Source organism: Pseudomonas syringae group sp. 243L2, assembly GCF_032587875.1.
GTDB classification, from domain to species: Bacteria; Pseudomonadota; Gammaproteobacteria; order Pseudomonadales; family Pseudomonadaceae; genus Aquipseudomonas; species Aquipseudomonas amygdali.
In genome coordinates, this window is record NZ_JAWHPL010000022.1 from 51,817 (window position 1) to 66,517 (window position 14,701).

The following is a 14,701-nucleotide window of genomic DNA, read 5'->3' on the forward strand; positions in this document are numbered from 1 at the left end:
CTGATTCTTGCGGCTTGAAGCCTGAAGCTCAAAGCTGCTTCTATTCAATTCTTTTCGAGCGCCCAGAGGTCGCTTTCGATGCTCTCGAACCGCTCCTTGAGCTGCTGCTGAACATCGAAAATAGCGCGATTGTAGTAATGCGGGGCAATCTCGCGGGTGAACAATTCCAGTACCTCAGCCACTTCAAACGTACCCAGCTCCAGCTCGAAGCGCTCTGCGAACAGGCGCTTGAGCTTGTCGATCGCCTGCTGCTCATGCTCGGGCGAAAGGGTCAGAATCGGCGGCTTGCTCTTGGTTTTGCTCATACGATTACCAGCGACCATCCCAGGCAGCGAAGTTCTGCAGTAATTGCAGACCGTGGATGTGGCTCTTTTCCGGGTGAAATTGCACGGCAAAACGCGAACCGTCGGCCAGCGCGGCGGCAAAGTCGAGGCCGTAGTGACCGCGCCCGACCACCTGACGCTGGTTGGCGGCATCGATGTAGAAACTGTGCACGAAGTAGAAACGCGCCAGGTCCGGAATGTCATGCCACAGCGGGTGATCCACCGCCTGAGCGACCTGATTCCAGCCCATGTGCGGCACTTTCAGGTGCTCGCCTTCTTCATACAGGTCCTTGCCGAAAAACTTCACCTGGCCAGGAAAAAGACCGATGCAGTCCACGCCGCCGCTCTCTTCACTTCTGTCGAGCAACGCCTGCATGCCGACGCAGATGCCGAGAAACGGACGGTCCTGGCTGACTTCCCTGACCAGCGAATCAAAGCCCAGACGGCGGATCTCGGCCATGCAGTCGCGAATCGCGCCCACACCCGGAAACACCACACGGTCGGCTTCGCGAATCACCTTGGCGTCACTGGTAATCAGCACACGGCCTGCGCCTACGTGCTCAAGCGCCTTGGCGACAGAGTGCAGGTTGCCCATACCGTAATCGATGACCGCAACCGTCTGCATCAGAGCACACCCTTGGTGGATGGCATTTGCCCGGCCATGCGCTCATCCAGCTCGACCGCCATGCGCAGCGCGCGACCGAAAGCCTTGAACACGGTCTCGATCTGGTGGTGAGTGTTGGTGCCACGCAGGTTGTCGATGTGCAGCGTCACGTTCGCGTGGTTGACGAAGCCCTGGAAGAACTCCTGAAACAGGTCCACATCAAAGCCACCCACCGTGGCACGGGTATACGGCACATGCATCTGCAGGCCCGGACGGCCCGAAAAGTCGATGACCACGCGCGACAGCGCTTCGTCGAGCGGCACATAGGCGTGGCCGTAACGACGAATGCCTTTCTTGTCGCCGATGGCCTGGCTGAACGCCTGTCCCACGGTGATACCGACGTCTTCCACCGTATGGTGATCATCGATTGCCAGGTCACCCTTGCACTCGATGTCCAGGTCGATCAGCCCGTGCCGGGCGATCTGGTCGAGCATGTGCTCAAGAAAAGGCACACCGATATCGAATCGGGCCTTTCCGGTGCCATCCAGGTTGATCGAGGCTTTGATCTGGGTTTCCAGAGTATTACGCTCGACGTACGCCTTACGTTCGGCCATCACCAGCTCCGCAAAATCATTGGGCGAAAAAAGGCGAGCATTATAGGCCCAGATGCGCCCGCCATGAAGCAAACAGACGACCAGCAGGGCATTTAGTGGGTGAAGAGGCTCGCGATTGCGTTACATACCTTGTCGATATTGCCTTCATTCAGGCCCGCCATGCACACCCGGCCACTGCGCAGCATGTAAATGCCGTGAACGTCTTTCAGTTCATCGACCTGCTGTGGCGTCAGACCGGTATAGCTGAACATCCCGCTCTGCCTGAGGATAAAGCTGAAATCACGTCCGGAAACCTTCTGCGCCAGCACCTCAACCAGCCGCGTGCGCATGTCGATGATGCGCACGCGCATGGCCTCGACTTCGCTCAGCCACTGCTCGCGCAGGTGCGGTGTGTTGAGCACTTTTGAAACCAGAAAGGCGCCATGCGCAGGCGGGCTGGAGTAGTTGCGACGTACAGTGGCCTTCAGCTGGCCGAATACGTTGGCAGCCGACGCGGTGTCTTCGCAGACGACCGACAGCCCGCCGACCCGCTCGCCGTACAGCGAGAAGATTTTCGAGAACGAGTTACTGACCAGCGTTGTAACACCTGCGTTGGCCATTGCGCGGATGGCATAGGCATCCTCATCAATGCCCTTGCCGAAGCCCTGATAGGCAATATCCAGAAACGCGATGAGCTGACGATCCTTGATAACCTCGATCAACCGGTCCCATTGCTCGACTGTCAGATCGGCACCGGTCGGGTTATGGCAGCACGGGTGCAGCAGGAGGATGCTCTGCGCAGGCAGGCCCTGCACCGTGTCGAGCATGGCCTCGAACCTGACCCCGCCAGTCTGCGCGTCGAAATACGGGTAGCTGTTGACCTTGAAGCCCGCACCACCGAACAGCGCGTTGTGGTTTTCCCAGGTCGGATCGCTGACCCAGACCTGCGAGTCCGGGAAGGCATACTTGAGGAAGTCGGCACCTACTTTCAGCGCGCCGGAGCCGCCCACGGTCTGGATGGTCGCCACGCGTCCTGTCTGCACAAGCGGGTGATCCGCCCCGAACAACAGGGTCTGCACTGCCTGCCGATAAGCCGCCAGGCCTTCCATCGGCAGATAGACAGAAGCCGCCTGCTCGCCCTCGGCCAGTTGCTGTTGTGCCGTTGCTACGCATGCCAGCTGAGGGATACGGCCCTGCGCGTCGTAATACAAGCCGATGCTCAGATTGACCTTGTCCGCACGGGAATCCTTGCCAAAGGTTTCCATCAGGGAAAGGATCGGATCACCAGCGTATGACTCCACGTGGGCTAGCATGCAAACAACTCCTACAGGCAATAAAAACAGGGGTTGCTAATGTAGCAGCGTCTGCGGGGGAACGGGCAGTGCATCAAACACATTGAGCCGCAGATAGGTGACGCAGAGCGTCACGAACGGCATTCCCACGCTGGAGCGTGTGGAACGATAGCCTCAACTATAGTGGGATGCTCTGCGTCCGATTCAGAGTGCGTGGAACAAGAATTCTGTGCACAAAAAAAAGCGCCTGCACCTAAGTGCAAGCGCTTATCTGTTACCTACAGGCTTTTAGTGGAACAGCACTGCGGTTTTTTGCAGGGTAATCCAGACGCCCCACGCCAGCGGGATGCCTACGGCCAGCCAGGCGGCGATGACCAGCGGCTTACTGCCTGCGGATGCTTTCCACTCCAGCGAAGTCGTGGCATTGGCACCCTTGTCGTGACCGATGGCTTGTTCAGCCGCCAGCTCGGCGTCGGTCATGAAGTACTTGTCGGCAACCGGACGAATCAGCAGGTTGCAGATAAAGCCCAGCACCAGCAGACCCGAGAGGATGTACAAGGTGATGTCGTAGGCATCGGCACGTGCAACACCGTGGGCGAGTTGGTACTCACGCAGGTAGTTGACCAATACCGGACCGAGCACACCGGCCGCAGCCCAGGCAGTCAGCAGACGACCGTGGATCGCGCCGACCATCTGCGTACCGAACAGGTCAGCCAGATAAGCCGGAACCGTCGCGAAACCGCCACCGTACATCGACAGCACGATGCAGAACGCGGCCACGAACAGGGCAATGCTACCCATGTGGCTCAGGGTCGGAACCGACGCATAAAGCAGGAAGCCCAGTGCGAAGAATACGAAGTAGGTTGCCTTGCGACCGATGAAGTCCGAGCACGAAGCCCAGAAGAAACGACCGCCGATGTTGAACAGACTCAACAGACCCGTGAAGCCGGCTGCAATCGCAGCAATGGCTTTCAGTTGGTCGGCATTGAGCTGGCTGAAGGTCAGATCGACGCCCAGCAGTTTGCCGGCGAACACTTCCTGCAACAGCGGCGAAGCCATGCCCAGGATGCCGATACCGGCCGATACGTTCAGGCACAGCACCAGCCAGACCAGACGGAACTGCGGTGTCTTCCAGGCCACGCTGACGTGCACGTGACGGTTGGTGATCATCGAGTTCTTGGCCTTGGCAGCCGGAGCGGTCCAGCCTTCAGGTTTCCAGCCGGTTGGCGGAACGCGATAGCCCAGCGCGCCACCGATCATGAAGATGAAGTAGATCACCGCCATCACCACGAAGCTCTGCCAGACGCCAACGCTTTCAGCCGAGGCAAAGTGGCCCATCAGCGCAGTGGCCAGTGGTGCACCGACCATTGCGCCGCCACCAAAGCCCATGATCGCCATACCGGTCGCCATGCCGCGCTTGTCCGGGAACCACTTGATCAGGGTCGAAACGGGGGAGATATACCCCAGCCCCAGACCAATGCCGCCGATAACCCCCGAGCCCAGCCACATCAGCCAGATCTGGTGGGTATAAATACCCAACGCGGAAATCAGCAGACCGCCACACCAGCACAGGGCAGAAACAACACCGGCCTTGCGTGGACCTGCGTGCTCCAGCCAGCCACCCCAGATGGCAGCCGAGCAACCCAGGAAGATAAAGAACAGGGTGTAGATCCAGCCCAGCATGGAGATCTGCCAGTCACAGGTCGACGCGAACATCTGCGCGAAGAAACCCATGTCCGGAGTACAGGCGACGGGTGCAGTAATACCCACGGCCTTGGACAACGGCAACCAGAACACCGAGAAGCCGTAAGCCATACCGATACAAAGATGGATGGCCAATGCTGCTGGTGGAACAAGCCAACGGTTGAAACCGGGCTTGGCGATAATGCGCTCTTTGGACAAGAACGCAGGCTGAACGGCGTCGCCGCCCAAGGCTGTGCTTGTGCTCATTATAATTACCCCAATGTGTGAAGCTCGCAGATGGTCCGCTGGTCCGCCACAGACTCTATGCCGAGCGGCCATGTCTGTTTTATCGGCAGGTTGTTCAGATACGTGACAAAAAGACGCACCTGAGCCAGCAAAAACGGAGACTATCACTGTCTGATGGCAAATAAGCATCTCGTTACATGCTTTTTATTATCTATTTTATCGGTTAATCCGCGCGCTCTATGACGCCATAGATGCAATCAATTAAATGATAAGGAAAAGCCTGTCAGAACCTTAGTTGAGGCAAAAAAGCTATGTAGCTGTAGGGTCGAGAGGAGCGCTGCTACCTCAAACCGGCGACCGGACAGCAATAAAGGCATCCGCAGCCCGGTACGCGCGTCAGAGCGGTATACTCACGGGCTATTTTTGAATATCGACACAAGGACTCGCCCATGAAAGCGTTCGGCAAAATCCTGGGGCTGTTTATTCTCGGGCTGTTGCTGATCATCGTGGCTCTCGGCTTCGCCCTGACCCACCTGTTTGATCCCAACGACTACAAAGACGAGATTCGCCAGCTGGCACGCGACAAGGCCAACGTCGAGCTGACGCTCAACGGTGATATCGGCTGGAGCCTGTTCCCCTGGCTCGGCCTGGAATTGCACGACGCTCATGTCGCCACCCTGACCGCCCCCGATCAGCCGTTTGCCGATGTGCAGATGCTCGGCCTGTCCGTACGTGTCCTGCCATTGCTTCGTCGTCAGGTGCAGATGAGTGACATCCGCGTCGAAGGCCTTAACCTGGCCCTGCACCGTGACGAAAACGGTCATGGCAACTGGGAGGACATCGGCAAGCCCGCTGTCGCAACCACCGCAGCGCCTGGCGAACCAACCCCTGCGCCTGCCCCGGACGCGCCCAAGGCCGATCGCCCTTCCCAGCCGATCCGGCTGGACATCGACAGCCTGACTGTCAACAACGCCCGCGTGGATTACAGCGATGCCCGCAAAGGCCGAACCTTCACGGCCGAGAGCATTCAACTGAGCACCGGACCAATTCGTGAAGCATCCGACATCCCGATCAAACTGACGGCGTTCCTGAGCACCAACCAGCCCGTCGTGCGCGCCAAGACCGAACTGGTCGGCGAACTGCGCATGGACCGCGTACTCAAGCGCTATCAATTCGAAGACATGCGCTTGTCCGGCGAAGTCGCAGGCGAGCCGCTGCAGGGCAAGACCGTCACTTTCTCGGCGCAGGGCCAGTTGCTGGCAGACCTTGCCGCCAATATCGCCGAATGGAACAGCCTCAAAGTGTCAGCCAACCAGTTGCGCGCACTGGGCGAACTGCGTGCCCGTGATCTGGACAAGACGCCACAGATCAGCGGCGGTCTGTCCATCGCCCAGCTCGACCTGCGCACCTTCTTCGAAAACATCGGCCAGCCATTGCCAGCCATGTCCGAGGGCGCGCTGAGCAAGGTTGAAATGGTCACACGCCTCGCTGGCACGCCCACCAGCCTTGCGCTGGAAAACCTCAACCTGAAAGTCGACGACAGCACCTTCACGGGTCGGATCGCCGTGGACGACTTCGCCAAGCAGGCGCTGCGTGTCCAGCTCAAGGGCGATACCTTCGACGCCGACCGCTATCGTCCGGCTGAGAGCGAAGAAAGCAAAGGTGCCAAGGCCGCGCGCAAATCCGAGGTTCAGTCCGGTGAAGCCGCCGCTGCTGCGGGCGATTCACCGCTGCCCGAACAACCGACCAAGGCCGCCTGGAGCACTGCCAGGCTGCTGCCGCTGGAGCGCTTGCGTACGCTGGATGTCGAAGCTGACCTGAGCTTCGGCAAACTGACCCTCAACAAACTGCCCATCGACAACGCAGCGTTCAAGACCCAGGCCAACGGTGGTCTTATCAAGGTCGATACGCTGAGTGGCGACCTGTACAACGGCAACTTCGAGGTCAAGGGCAATCTGGACGCGCGTCCGGACACGCCTGTGGCCACGGTACAGACGCGCATTGCCAAAGTACCGGTCGAACGCATTCTGGAAAGCCAGGGCCAGACACCGCCAGTGCGTGGCCTGCTGAACCTCGACAGCAACCTGACCGGCACAGGCAACAGCGAAAAAGCCCTGATCGACAGCCTGAACGGCACCGCCAGCTTTGCGCTCAATAACGGCGTACTGGTCAATGCCAACCTGGAGCAGCAGCTGTGCAAGGGTATTTCGATCCTCAACCGCAAGACGCTTAGCGGCGAACCACGCGCCAAGGACACCCCTTTCCAGCAGCTCAACGGCAATCTGGTGATACGCAACGGCGTGGCCAGCAATCCGGACCTCAAGGTTCGTACGCCGGGCATGGCCGTCAACGGTAACGGCGACGTCGATCTGCGCGTACTGGGCATGAATTACCGCGTCGGCATCATCGTCGAAGGCGACAAGAGCGACATGCCGGACCCAGCGTGCGAGATCAATCCGCGCTTTGTCGGCATCGAGTGGCCGGTGCAGTGCCGCGGCCCGCTGGAACTGGGTGCCAAAGCCTGCCGCCTGGACAAGGAAGGCGTCGGCCAGATCGCTGCCAAGCTGGCGGGCGACCGGATCAGCGAGAAGCTTGAGGACAAGCTGAATGAAAAACTCGGTGACAAGGTCAGCCCCGAACTCAAGGACGCCCTCAAGGGATTGTTCAAACGCTAGAGCAATGTGAACAGCTCAGGAGCGCCCTCGCGGCGCTCCACTGGCGCACCCTTTCCTATCCCGACTCATACCCCGACGACGAGAGCCCTTCAGGCCATGCAACCCGAACAATTCTCCAGCGCCGTGCTGGACTGGTACGACCGTCATGGCCGACATGACCTGCCCTGGCAACAAGACATCACGCCGTATCGGGTCTGGGTATCGGAAATCATGCTGCAGCAGACCCAGGTCAGCACCGTTCTGAATTACTTCGACCGCTTCATGGAGGCCCTGCCGACCGTGCAGGCGCTGGCTGAGGCACCGGAAGACGAAGTGCTGCACCTATGGACCGGGCTGGGCTACTACACCCGCGCCCGCAACTTGCAGAAGACCGCAAAAATCGTGGTTGCCGATCACGATGGCGAGTTTCCCCGCGACGTCGAAAAACTCATCCTGCTGCCCGGTATCGGTCTATCCACCGCAGGCGCAATCGCCAGCCTGAGCATGGGTCTTCGCGCGCCGATCCTCGACGGCAACGTCAAACGCGTGCTGGCGCGCTTTACCGCGCAGGAGGGCTATCCCGGCGAACCCAAGGTGGCCAAACAGCTGTGGGCCACAGCTGAACGCTTCACACCGCATAGCCGGGTCAACAACTATACCCAGGCCATGATGGACCTCGGTGCCACGCTCTGTACCCGCAGCAAACCCAGCTGCCTGCTCTGCCCGCTGGAACGCAGTTGCGAGGCGCACATGCTGGGCCTGGAAACGCGCTACCCGATCCCCAAGCCGCGCAAGACCGTGCCGCAGAAACGCACGCTCATGCCGATGCTCGCCAACGAAGACGGCGCGATCCTGCTTTATCGTCGCCCTTCCAGCGGCTTGTGGGGCGGCCTGTGGAGCCTGCCGGAACTGGATGACTTCGATGACCTTCAGCACCTGGCCACCCAACACGCGCTGCAACTGGGCGAGCATCATGAACTGCCGGGGCTGATCCACACTTTCAGCCACTTCCAGTTGAGCATCGAACCCTGGCTGGTCAAGGTCCAGGAGTCCGCCGATCACGTGGCCGAGGCCGACTGGCTCTGGTATAACCTCGCCACCCCGCCACGCCTGGGCCTAGCTGCCCCGGTGAAAAAGCTGCTCAAACGCGCAGCCGACGTATTGAACGCAGGAGAGTCGTCATGACCCGCACCGTAATGTGCCGCAAGTACAAAGAAGAACTGCCCGGCCTGGAACGCGCCCCATACCCTGGCGCCAAGGGCGAAGACATTTTCAATCACGTCTCGCAAAAAGCCTGGGCCGACTGGCAGAAACACCAAACCCTGCTGATCAACGAGCGCCGCCTGAATATGATGAACGCTGAAGACCGGAAATTCCTCCAGACCGAGATGGACAAGTTTCTCTCCGGCGAAGAATACGCCCAGGCCGAAGGCTACGTACCCCCCGAAAAATAAAGCGTTTCACGCAGTGAAGGTCGTAAGCGTCGGTAATAATTCAAATTTTTTAAAAAACACGCTTGACGACCTCCTGAAAAACACGTCTAATGCGCCCCGTTGCCCAGATAGCTCAGTCGGTAGAGCAGGGGATTGAAAATCCCCGTGTCGGCGGTTCGATTCCGTCTCTGGGCACCACCTTTCGTTTTCAGGTGATGCCAAGCACACCTGAAAGCACACAAAAAGCCCGCCTCGTGCGGGCTTTTTGTTGTCTGGTTTTTTTGAATGACAGACGTGTCTGCACCCTGCGCGCGCAGAAGAGACCAGTAGAATCAGACTACTGCACGTGTCGCCTCTTCCTGCACCGCACGTCTGCCGCCATCCGGCTTATTCGCTTGCCCGCATTTCGCAGCGCGTGACAAGGTAGCCAAGCCTCGGCAAACCAAAACCCGCTAATTTCAAAGGCTCCAAGCGCGACGCCTCAAGCGGAAAATAATCATTATTTACGACGCAAGGACGACACCCTAATATGGTGTCACCTATAAGGATTATAGGCAGCATGAAAAACAGGCAGCCCTTGTGGAGCAAGCAGCAACTTGAGGATCTTGTTCATGTCCTGGCAAGAGATTCCTCCAAAGTCGTCTTTCGCGAGCATTGCCTGGAGCGCCTCTATGAGCGCGGCATAACCGCCACGGAGGCCCTGAGATGCCTGCGTCGAGGAGCAATCATCCGAGGGCCTACGTACAGCGAGAGGCATGGCAACTTCGAGTTCCGGATGAGCGAGCTCGCGCCGAGAGATGTTGTCTGCATGGTAGTAGCCGTCAATCCAAGTCCTGAGCCTGACGAGCTTTTCGCAATTACGGTGTGGGAGGTATGAAAATGTACAAATATAAAGGCAGTGGACTGGACGGCATCTTCTTGAAAAATGGCTATACGATCCTCGAAACGCCATACGGCGAGGGTGTGAAGATCGAAGATATCGACGGACTTCATCGAGCGATAGCTGTGGATATCATTGGCCAGAAAACGCCAATGACCGGGCGTCAGTTTCGCTTTTTGAGAAAGGAGCAGGATCTCATTCAGGAGGAGGCTGCAGCCATTTTCCGGGTCGATGTGCAGACCATTGCCAACTGGGAAAAGCGCGAATCTCAAGAAATACCGGGACCAGCTGACGTTGCCATGAGGGCTTTTTACGCTGCCTATATCCACGCCAATTTTGGTCCGATCATCTTCGAACGAAATGCACAACCCCACGAAGGAGCCGCGTTCGAATTGGACGGAACACAGTGGAAAGAGTCCGAGCTGAAAGTCGCTTGACTCAGAGGGTGATTAGTCTGGCGGCATGTAAAGGTGCCGTTCAAGGCAACACTTGAGAAGATCACAACGGCCTTCTGCTACTCATACCAGCCATCCAGAGCCCTGCCAACCCATCCCGTTGAACTAATTTTCCCTCCCCACCATCGAAGCCATACATTTGCTTCCACAAGGAAAATTACGTGCTCAAGTTTACTGCCTCCGCCCTCATCATCGCCGCCACTCTGGGTCTGGCTGCCTGCGACAGCAAATCCGAACAGAAAGCACAGGACGCTCAGGCTCATCAGGAGAAATCCCAGGAGAAGATGGAGTCTGCCCAGGACAAAGTGAACGAGGCTGCCAAAGAGAACACCGAAGCGGCCAAGGATAAAGCTGCGTCCAAGGAAGCGGCTGCCGAAGAATCGAAGACCTTCGTGCCGACGTCCGAAGTGACCAACACCATCCAGCCGGAAAAAAAGTGAAAACAGTGAATACTCTTCACAAAGTTTTCACAGCGGCCGCGTCATTGTAGAGCTGCTCCCAAGTGTGAATCCTTAAGCCCGCTCCCCCATCGCGGGCTTTTCTTTGTCCGGAATTTGACGGGCAGACCGCTTTTCCAGATATCTGTGCACTTATAGTCAATGTATTTTTCTTTGACCAAAAACTGCACTTTTTTGACGCCAATAAATCTCTTCATTTATCCAGTCGATTGTTGCGATGAACCGTTCATGTCGCCGCTTTTCGAGCCGATACTCTAATCACAGCAAGTCCACAAACACACCAAGGGGCAGGTTATGTTCGGAAACAAGAACAAAGCTGAACTGACAGCCATGAAGGCCGAGGTAGATGGACTCAAAGGACTGACAAGCGCACTGGAAAAATCAATGGCGGTGGTCGAGCTGGGTCTCGACGGCAAGATCCTTCGTGCCAACGATAACTTCCTTGCAGCGATGGGCTACCGGGCCGATGAGCTGGCCAGCAAGACGCACCGCGACTTTTGCGAGCCGGAGATGCTCCGCAGCCGTGAATACGCGGACCTGTGGGCGTCTCTGAAGGCTGGCAAGTTCATCTCCGGCACCTTCAAGCGCATCGATAAGAGTGGCCGTAGCGTCTGGCTGGAGGCAAGCTACAACCCGGTGACCGATACGCAGGGCAAAGTCTTCAAGGTGGTCAAATATGCTCTGGACGTCACCAAACGCGTAATGCTCGAAAACGAGACCAACAGCAAGCTGGCAGCAGTAGACCGGGCCATGGCTATTTGCGAATTCGAGCCCAATGGCAATGTGATAACCGCCAACAGTAATTTCCTGAACGTCATGGGTTACGCACTGAACGAGATCAAAGGTAAACACCACAGATCATTCTGCGAACCGGCACTGACCAACAGCCCGGAATATGCCGAATTCTGGCGCAAGTTGAATCAGGGCGAGTTCATTGGCGATCAGTTCAAACGCCTCGGCAAACATGGCCGGGTTGTCTGGCTGGAAGCAACGTATAACCCGGTTTTTGATGTCGACGGCAAGCTCTACAAGATCGTCAAGTTTGCCAGTGACATTACCCAGCGTGTCGAAAAGCAGGAAGCCGATGCGCATGGTGCGTCGCGTGCCTACCATATCTCGGCAGAAACCGAGAAAGTGGCCGAACAGGGAACCCTGGTCATTCAGGAAACCGCTCGGGAAATGCGCCAGATTGCCGAAAACATCGGCGCGTCGGCGAAGCTGGTGAGCCAACTGGGCGATCGCTCCGAGCAGATCACCGCCATCGTCAATACCATCCGCGGCATCGCCGACCAGACCAACCTGCTGGCGCTCAACGCTGCCATCGAAGCGGCACGGGCGGGTGATCAGGGTCGCGGGTTTGCCGTGGTGGCAGACGAAGTCCGGCAACTGGCCGGACGTACCAGCGGCTCTACCACCGAGATTGCCGAAATGATCGGCAAGATTCTCGCCGAAACACGTGAAGCGGTGGCGAGCATGGATGCCACGCAGGAAGGCGCCATTCGAGGTGTGACACTGGCCGATCAGGCCGGACAGGTCATCGTGCAGATCCGCGACGGCGCAAGCGATGCGGTCGAGGCCGTGAACATGTTCGCCACGCGCATGGATGAAGCCGAAGCGTTTGCAAAGCCGGGCAAGCGATGACGATCGTGTAACACCCAGCACATCAAAACCCGCGTCCTGCGGGTTTTTTATTGTCCAGAGATTACGGCCAAGCCTTGGTTATCCAGCCCGTCTGCGCTTCAATAGCGGCCATCGCATTTCACGCCAGCCAAAGGACCGCTCATGGCCTCGCCAGACAAGCAGCAAAAACGTGCCAAGCGCGCAAAAATCAAGGCCAAGCAGAACCGTTCGGGCAAGGGCACAACCAGCCTTGTCCATCCGGTGTTTGCCTCTGCGCTGGTCAATCTGCCGTTTGATGACGTCGAACTTGATCTAAACACGTTCGACTTCAAAGACATCGTAGAGAACGGCTTCGACCCGGCCGACTATGATGATCTCTTCGTGGCCATGAAAGCCGCCGAAGCCATCAGCCAACTGGCGCTGTGCGTCGTCTTCCTGCAGTACCCGGTGCTGGCACTGGTCGTTTCCGAAGAGGACGAAGACCCTGCCACGGACTTCATGATGGGCCTGCTTATCGTGTACCGCGCCATGTACCACGATGAAGACGAAGACACGGCGATCGAATGGATCGAAAGCCCTGCCTTCCAGAAGGATTACACCCTGGCATCCGATCTGCTGATGAAACGAGACACCAAGGCCGCACGCTGATCGAAATCGTGCCGACGCAGAGCGTCAGCACGATAGTCAGCGGCCAATCAACCCAGCGCAGCAGCGCCTACACGCCCGGCTTTGCGGCGGCGCGAAACCAGCAGGCCAGCACTGATCACCAGCAGGCTTAGCAGGCCGGTGGCGATGATTTCGACGCGGTGCTCTTCCTGGATCAACATGATCGTCAGCACTGCAACGATGAATGCGATCACCGCCCAGGTCAGCCATGGGAACAACCACATCTTGAAGTCGATAGCCTCTCCCGCAGCAATGCGCTTCTGGCGCATCCGCAGTTGCGACACGGCAATCACCAGATACACCAGAAGGGCAATGGCACCGGAGCTGGCCAGCAGGAAATCAAACACGGCAGCCGGTGCAATGTAGTTGGCGAACACGGTCAGGAACGCCGCGGCAGTCGACATGATCACTGCCCAGTAAGGCGTGCCGCCCTTGCTGGTGCGTTTGGACAATGCTGGTGCATCGCCGCGCTTACCGAGCGAGAACAGCATGCGCGAAGCGGTATAGAGCGCCGAGTTCAGGCAACTGGTCACAGCAACCAGCACCACCAGATCGACAATCAGCTTGGCGTTCGGAATACCCATCGCATCAAGCACGGTCTGATACGAACCTACCTCGGCCAGGCGCGGATCGTTCCACGGCACCAGCGACACAACGATGAAGATCGAAACCAGATAGAACAGGAAGATCCGCCAGATCACCGAGTTGGTGGCCTTGGTGATCTGCTTGCCAGGGTTCTTGGACTCCGCCGCAGCAATGGTCACAATTTCGGTGCCCATAAACGAGAACATGGTTGTCAACATCGCCGCCAGCACCGCGCCCATGCCGTTTGGCAGGAAGCCACCGGTATCAAACAGATGGCTCACGCCACTGACGTTACTGGTTGGCAGCAGACCAAAAATCGCCGCAACACCCAGCACCACGAACGCGATGATCGCCACAACCTTGATCAGCGCAAACCAGAACTCGAATTCGCCGTAATTCTTCACACTGAACAGGTTGGTCGCGGTCAGCAGCAATGTGATGACCAGCGTGAACATCCAGATCGCGATCTTCGGGAACCAGGCATGCAGAATGGTCGCGGCGGCATTGGCCTCCAGCGGGATCACCAGCACCCAGAACCACCAGTACAACCAGCCGATGGTGAAGCCGGCCCAGTGCCCGATAGCGCGGTCGGCATAGGTTGAGAACGAACCGGTGTCTGGCGAGGCAACGGCCATTTCGGCCAGCATACGCATCACCAGCACCACCAGCGTACCCGCAGCGGCATAGGCCAGCAGCACGGCAGGGCCTGCCTCGGCAATCGCGTGGCCGGAGCCGACGAATAGACCGGCACCAATCACGCCGGCAATCGACAGCATCGTAATGTGTCGCGGTTTCAGCCCTTGTTCGAGCTCGGAAGAGTTAGCGGTACTGCTCATAAAACCACCTGTGCAAGACGAGCGAGGCACACCGAAGCGTTACGTAAAAAGAAAGCTACGGTGCCGTTCTTTATTATTGACGCAAGAATTGCGCCAAAATATTTCGAAAACGACGTCGCTTAGAGAATACGAGGCCTGTGGCTTAGCCCGTGAAGCATGCAGGGTGATGGCTTTTATACGCAGTCCGTAGGACTTGTTACCAAACGCCTCAGATTCGCCTACATGCACGCACCAAAAATGCCCCAAACCTTCCTCAAAGCGCAAACATGGTGCAGAAATCAGACCACCACTCAGCAAATGCTACTTCCAACACCAGGCCAAAGCTGGCAACATCGCGCCTTTTTCGCGCACGCCCCTGTTTTGCAGGGCATGG

The 14,701-nt window shown here is 57.9% G+C and carries 14 protein-coding genes and 1 tRNA gene; 9 read left to right on the top strand and 6 right to left on the bottom strand.

The window, feature by feature from the left end:
• Positions 1-44: 44 nt before the first annotated feature.
• The 5 genes from RYB66_RS17845 to RYB66_RS17865 all read right to left on the bottom strand — a co-directional run bounded on the left by RYB66_RS17845 (position 45) and on the right by RYB66_RS17865 (position 4,762).
• Positions 45-305 carry a DUF2164 domain-containing protein gene (locus RYB66_RS17845; protein ID WP_002551456.1) on the bottom strand — a complete coding sequence of 87 codons (261 nt, stop codon included), beginning with the start codon at positions 303-305 and terminating at the stop codon, positions 45-47.
• A gap of 4 nt (positions 306-309) precedes the next feature.
• Complete coding sequence (gene hisH / locus RYB66_RS17850) at positions 310-948, bottom strand: imidazole glycerol phosphate synthase subunit HisH (protein WP_117140106.1); 639 nt, start codon at positions 946-948, stop codon at positions 310-312.
• Positions 948-1,541: an imidazoleglycerol-phosphate dehydratase HisB gene (gene hisB / locus RYB66_RS17855; RefSeq protein WP_002551454.1), complete on the bottom strand. Its 594-nt coding sequence runs from the start codon at positions 1,539-1,541 to the stop codon at positions 948-950. The genes hisH and hisB overlap by 1 nt, the downstream gene beginning before the upstream one ends.
• Positions 1,542-1,633: 92 nt before the next feature.
• A complete protein-coding gene (locus RYB66_RS17860) occupies positions 1,634-2,833 on the bottom strand; it encodes an amino acid aminotransferase (RefSeq protein WP_316895034.1) in 1,200 nt (399 codons plus the stop codon).
• A gap of 267 nt (positions 2,834-3,100) precedes the next feature.
• Positions 3,101-4,762 (bottom strand): OFA family MFS transporter, encoded by a 1,662-nt coding sequence (locus tag RYB66_RS17865; RefSeq protein WP_002555774.1) that lies wholly within the window; start codon positions 4,760-4,762, stop codon positions 3,101-3,103.
• Positions 4,763-5,190: 428 nt separating this feature from the next.
• Between RYB66_RS17865 and RYB66_RS17870 the strand changes: the two genes are divergently transcribed.
• The 9 genes from RYB66_RS17870 (at position 5,191) to RYB66_RS17910 (ending at position 12,889) form a co-directional block, all read left to right on the top strand.
• Positions 5,191-7,416 carry an AsmA family protein gene (locus RYB66_RS17870; protein WP_316895036.1) on the top strand — a complete coding sequence of 742 codons (2,226 nt, stop codon included), beginning with the start codon at positions 5,191-5,193 and terminating at the stop codon, positions 7,414-7,416.
• Between the two features lie 96 nt (positions 7,417-7,512).
• A complete protein-coding gene (gene mutY / locus RYB66_RS17875; RefSeq protein ID WP_002555776.1) occupies positions 7,513-8,580 on the top strand; it encodes an A/G-specific adenine glycosylase in 1,068 nt (355 codons plus the stop codon).
• Positions 8,577-8,849 (top strand): oxidative damage protection protein, encoded by a 273-nt coding sequence (locus RYB66_RS17880; protein ID WP_002555777.1) that lies wholly within the window; start codon positions 8,577-8,579, stop codon positions 8,847-8,849. Before mutY ends, RYB66_RS17880 begins: the two co-directional genes overlap by 4 nt.
• A 101-nt stretch (positions 8,850-8,950) precedes the next feature.
• Positions 8,951-9,026 (top strand) — tRNA-Phe (locus tag RYB66_RS17885).
• Positions 9,027-9,387: 361 nt separating this feature from the next.
• Positions 9,388-9,705: a DUF4258 domain-containing protein gene (locus RYB66_RS17890; RefSeq protein ID WP_005781631.1), complete on the top strand. Its 318-nt coding sequence runs from the start codon at positions 9,388-9,390 to the stop codon at positions 9,703-9,705.
• Positions 9,702-10,145 carry a helix-turn-helix domain-containing protein gene (locus RYB66_RS17895; RefSeq protein ID WP_003372222.1) on the top strand — a complete coding sequence of 148 codons (444 nt, stop codon included), beginning with the start codon at positions 9,702-9,704 and terminating at the stop codon, positions 10,143-10,145. The genes RYB66_RS17890 and RYB66_RS17895 overlap by 4 nt, the downstream gene beginning before the upstream one ends.
• Positions 10,146-10,324: 179 nt before the next feature.
• Positions 10,325-10,603 carry a hypothetical protein gene (locus tag RYB66_RS17900; protein WP_004655093.1) on the top strand — a complete coding sequence of 93 codons (279 nt, stop codon included), beginning with the start codon at positions 10,325-10,327 and terminating at the stop codon, positions 10,601-10,603.
• 312 nt (positions 10,604-10,915) lie between these two features.
• Positions 10,916-12,262 (top strand): methyl-accepting chemotaxis protein, encoded by a 1,347-nt coding sequence (locus RYB66_RS17905; protein ID WP_046835156.1) that lies wholly within the window; start codon positions 10,916-10,918, stop codon positions 12,260-12,262.
• Positions 12,263-12,403: 141 nt separating this feature from the next.
• Complete coding sequence (locus RYB66_RS17910; RefSeq protein ID WP_005745037.1) at positions 12,404-12,889, top strand: hypothetical protein; 486 nt, start codon at positions 12,404-12,406, stop codon at positions 12,887-12,889.
• Between the two features lie 47 nt (positions 12,890-12,936).
• On the opposite strand, the gene gabP is transcribed toward RYB66_RS17910, so the two are convergent.
• Positions 12,937-14,328, bottom strand: a complete 1,392-nt coding sequence (gene gabP / locus RYB66_RS17915) for a GABA permease (protein WP_057404901.1) — start codon at positions 14,326-14,328, stop codon at positions 12,937-12,939.
• Positions 14,329-14,701 lie beyond the last annotated feature (373 nt).

Coding starts and splice junctions, on each gene's coding strand:
- RYB66_RS17845 (WP_002551456.1), bottom strand. CDS start 305: ATGAGCAAAACCAAGAGCAAGCCGCCGATTCTGACCCTTTCGCCCGAG.
- hisH (WP_117140106.1), bottom strand. CDS start 948: ATGCAGACGGTTGCGGTCATCGATTACGGTATGGGCAACCTGCACTCT.
- hisB (WP_002551454.1), bottom strand. CDS start 1,541: ATGGCCGAACGTAAGGCGTACGTCGAGCGTAATACTCTGGAAACCCAG.
- RYB66_RS17860 (WP_316895034.1), bottom strand. CDS start 2,833: ATGCTAGCCCACGTGGAGTCATACGCTGGTGATCCGATCCTTTCCCTG.
- RYB66_RS17865 (WP_002555774.1), bottom strand. CDS start 4,762: ATGAGCACAAGCACAGCCTTGGGCGGCGACGCCGTTCAGCCTGCGTTC.
- RYB66_RS17870 (WP_316895036.1), top strand. CDS start 5,191: ATGAAAGCGTTCGGCAAAATCCTGGGGCTGTTTATTCTCGGGCTGTTG.
- mutY (WP_002555776.1), top strand. CDS start 7,513: ATGCAACCCGAACAATTCTCCAGCGCCGTGCTGGACTGGTACGACCGT.
- RYB66_RS17880 (WP_002555777.1), top strand. CDS start 8,577: ATGACCCGCACCGTAATGTGCCGCAAGTACAAAGAAGAACTGCCCGGC.
- RYB66_RS17890 (WP_005781631.1), top strand. CDS start 9,388: ATGAAAAACAGGCAGCCCTTGTGGAGCAAGCAGCAACTTGAGGATCTT.
- RYB66_RS17895 (WP_003372222.1), top strand. CDS start 9,702: ATGAAAATGTACAAATATAAAGGCAGTGGACTGGACGGCATCTTCTTG.
- RYB66_RS17905 (WP_046835156.1), top strand. CDS start 10,916: ATGTTCGGAAACAAGAACAAAGCTGAACTGACAGCCATGAAGGCCGAG.
- RYB66_RS17910 (WP_005745037.1), top strand. CDS start 12,404: ATGGCCTCGCCAGACAAGCAGCAAAAACGTGCCAAGCGCGCAAAAATC.
- gabP (WP_057404901.1), bottom strand. CDS start 14,328: ATGAGCAGTACCGCTAACTCTTCCGAGCTCGAACAAGGGCTGAAACCG.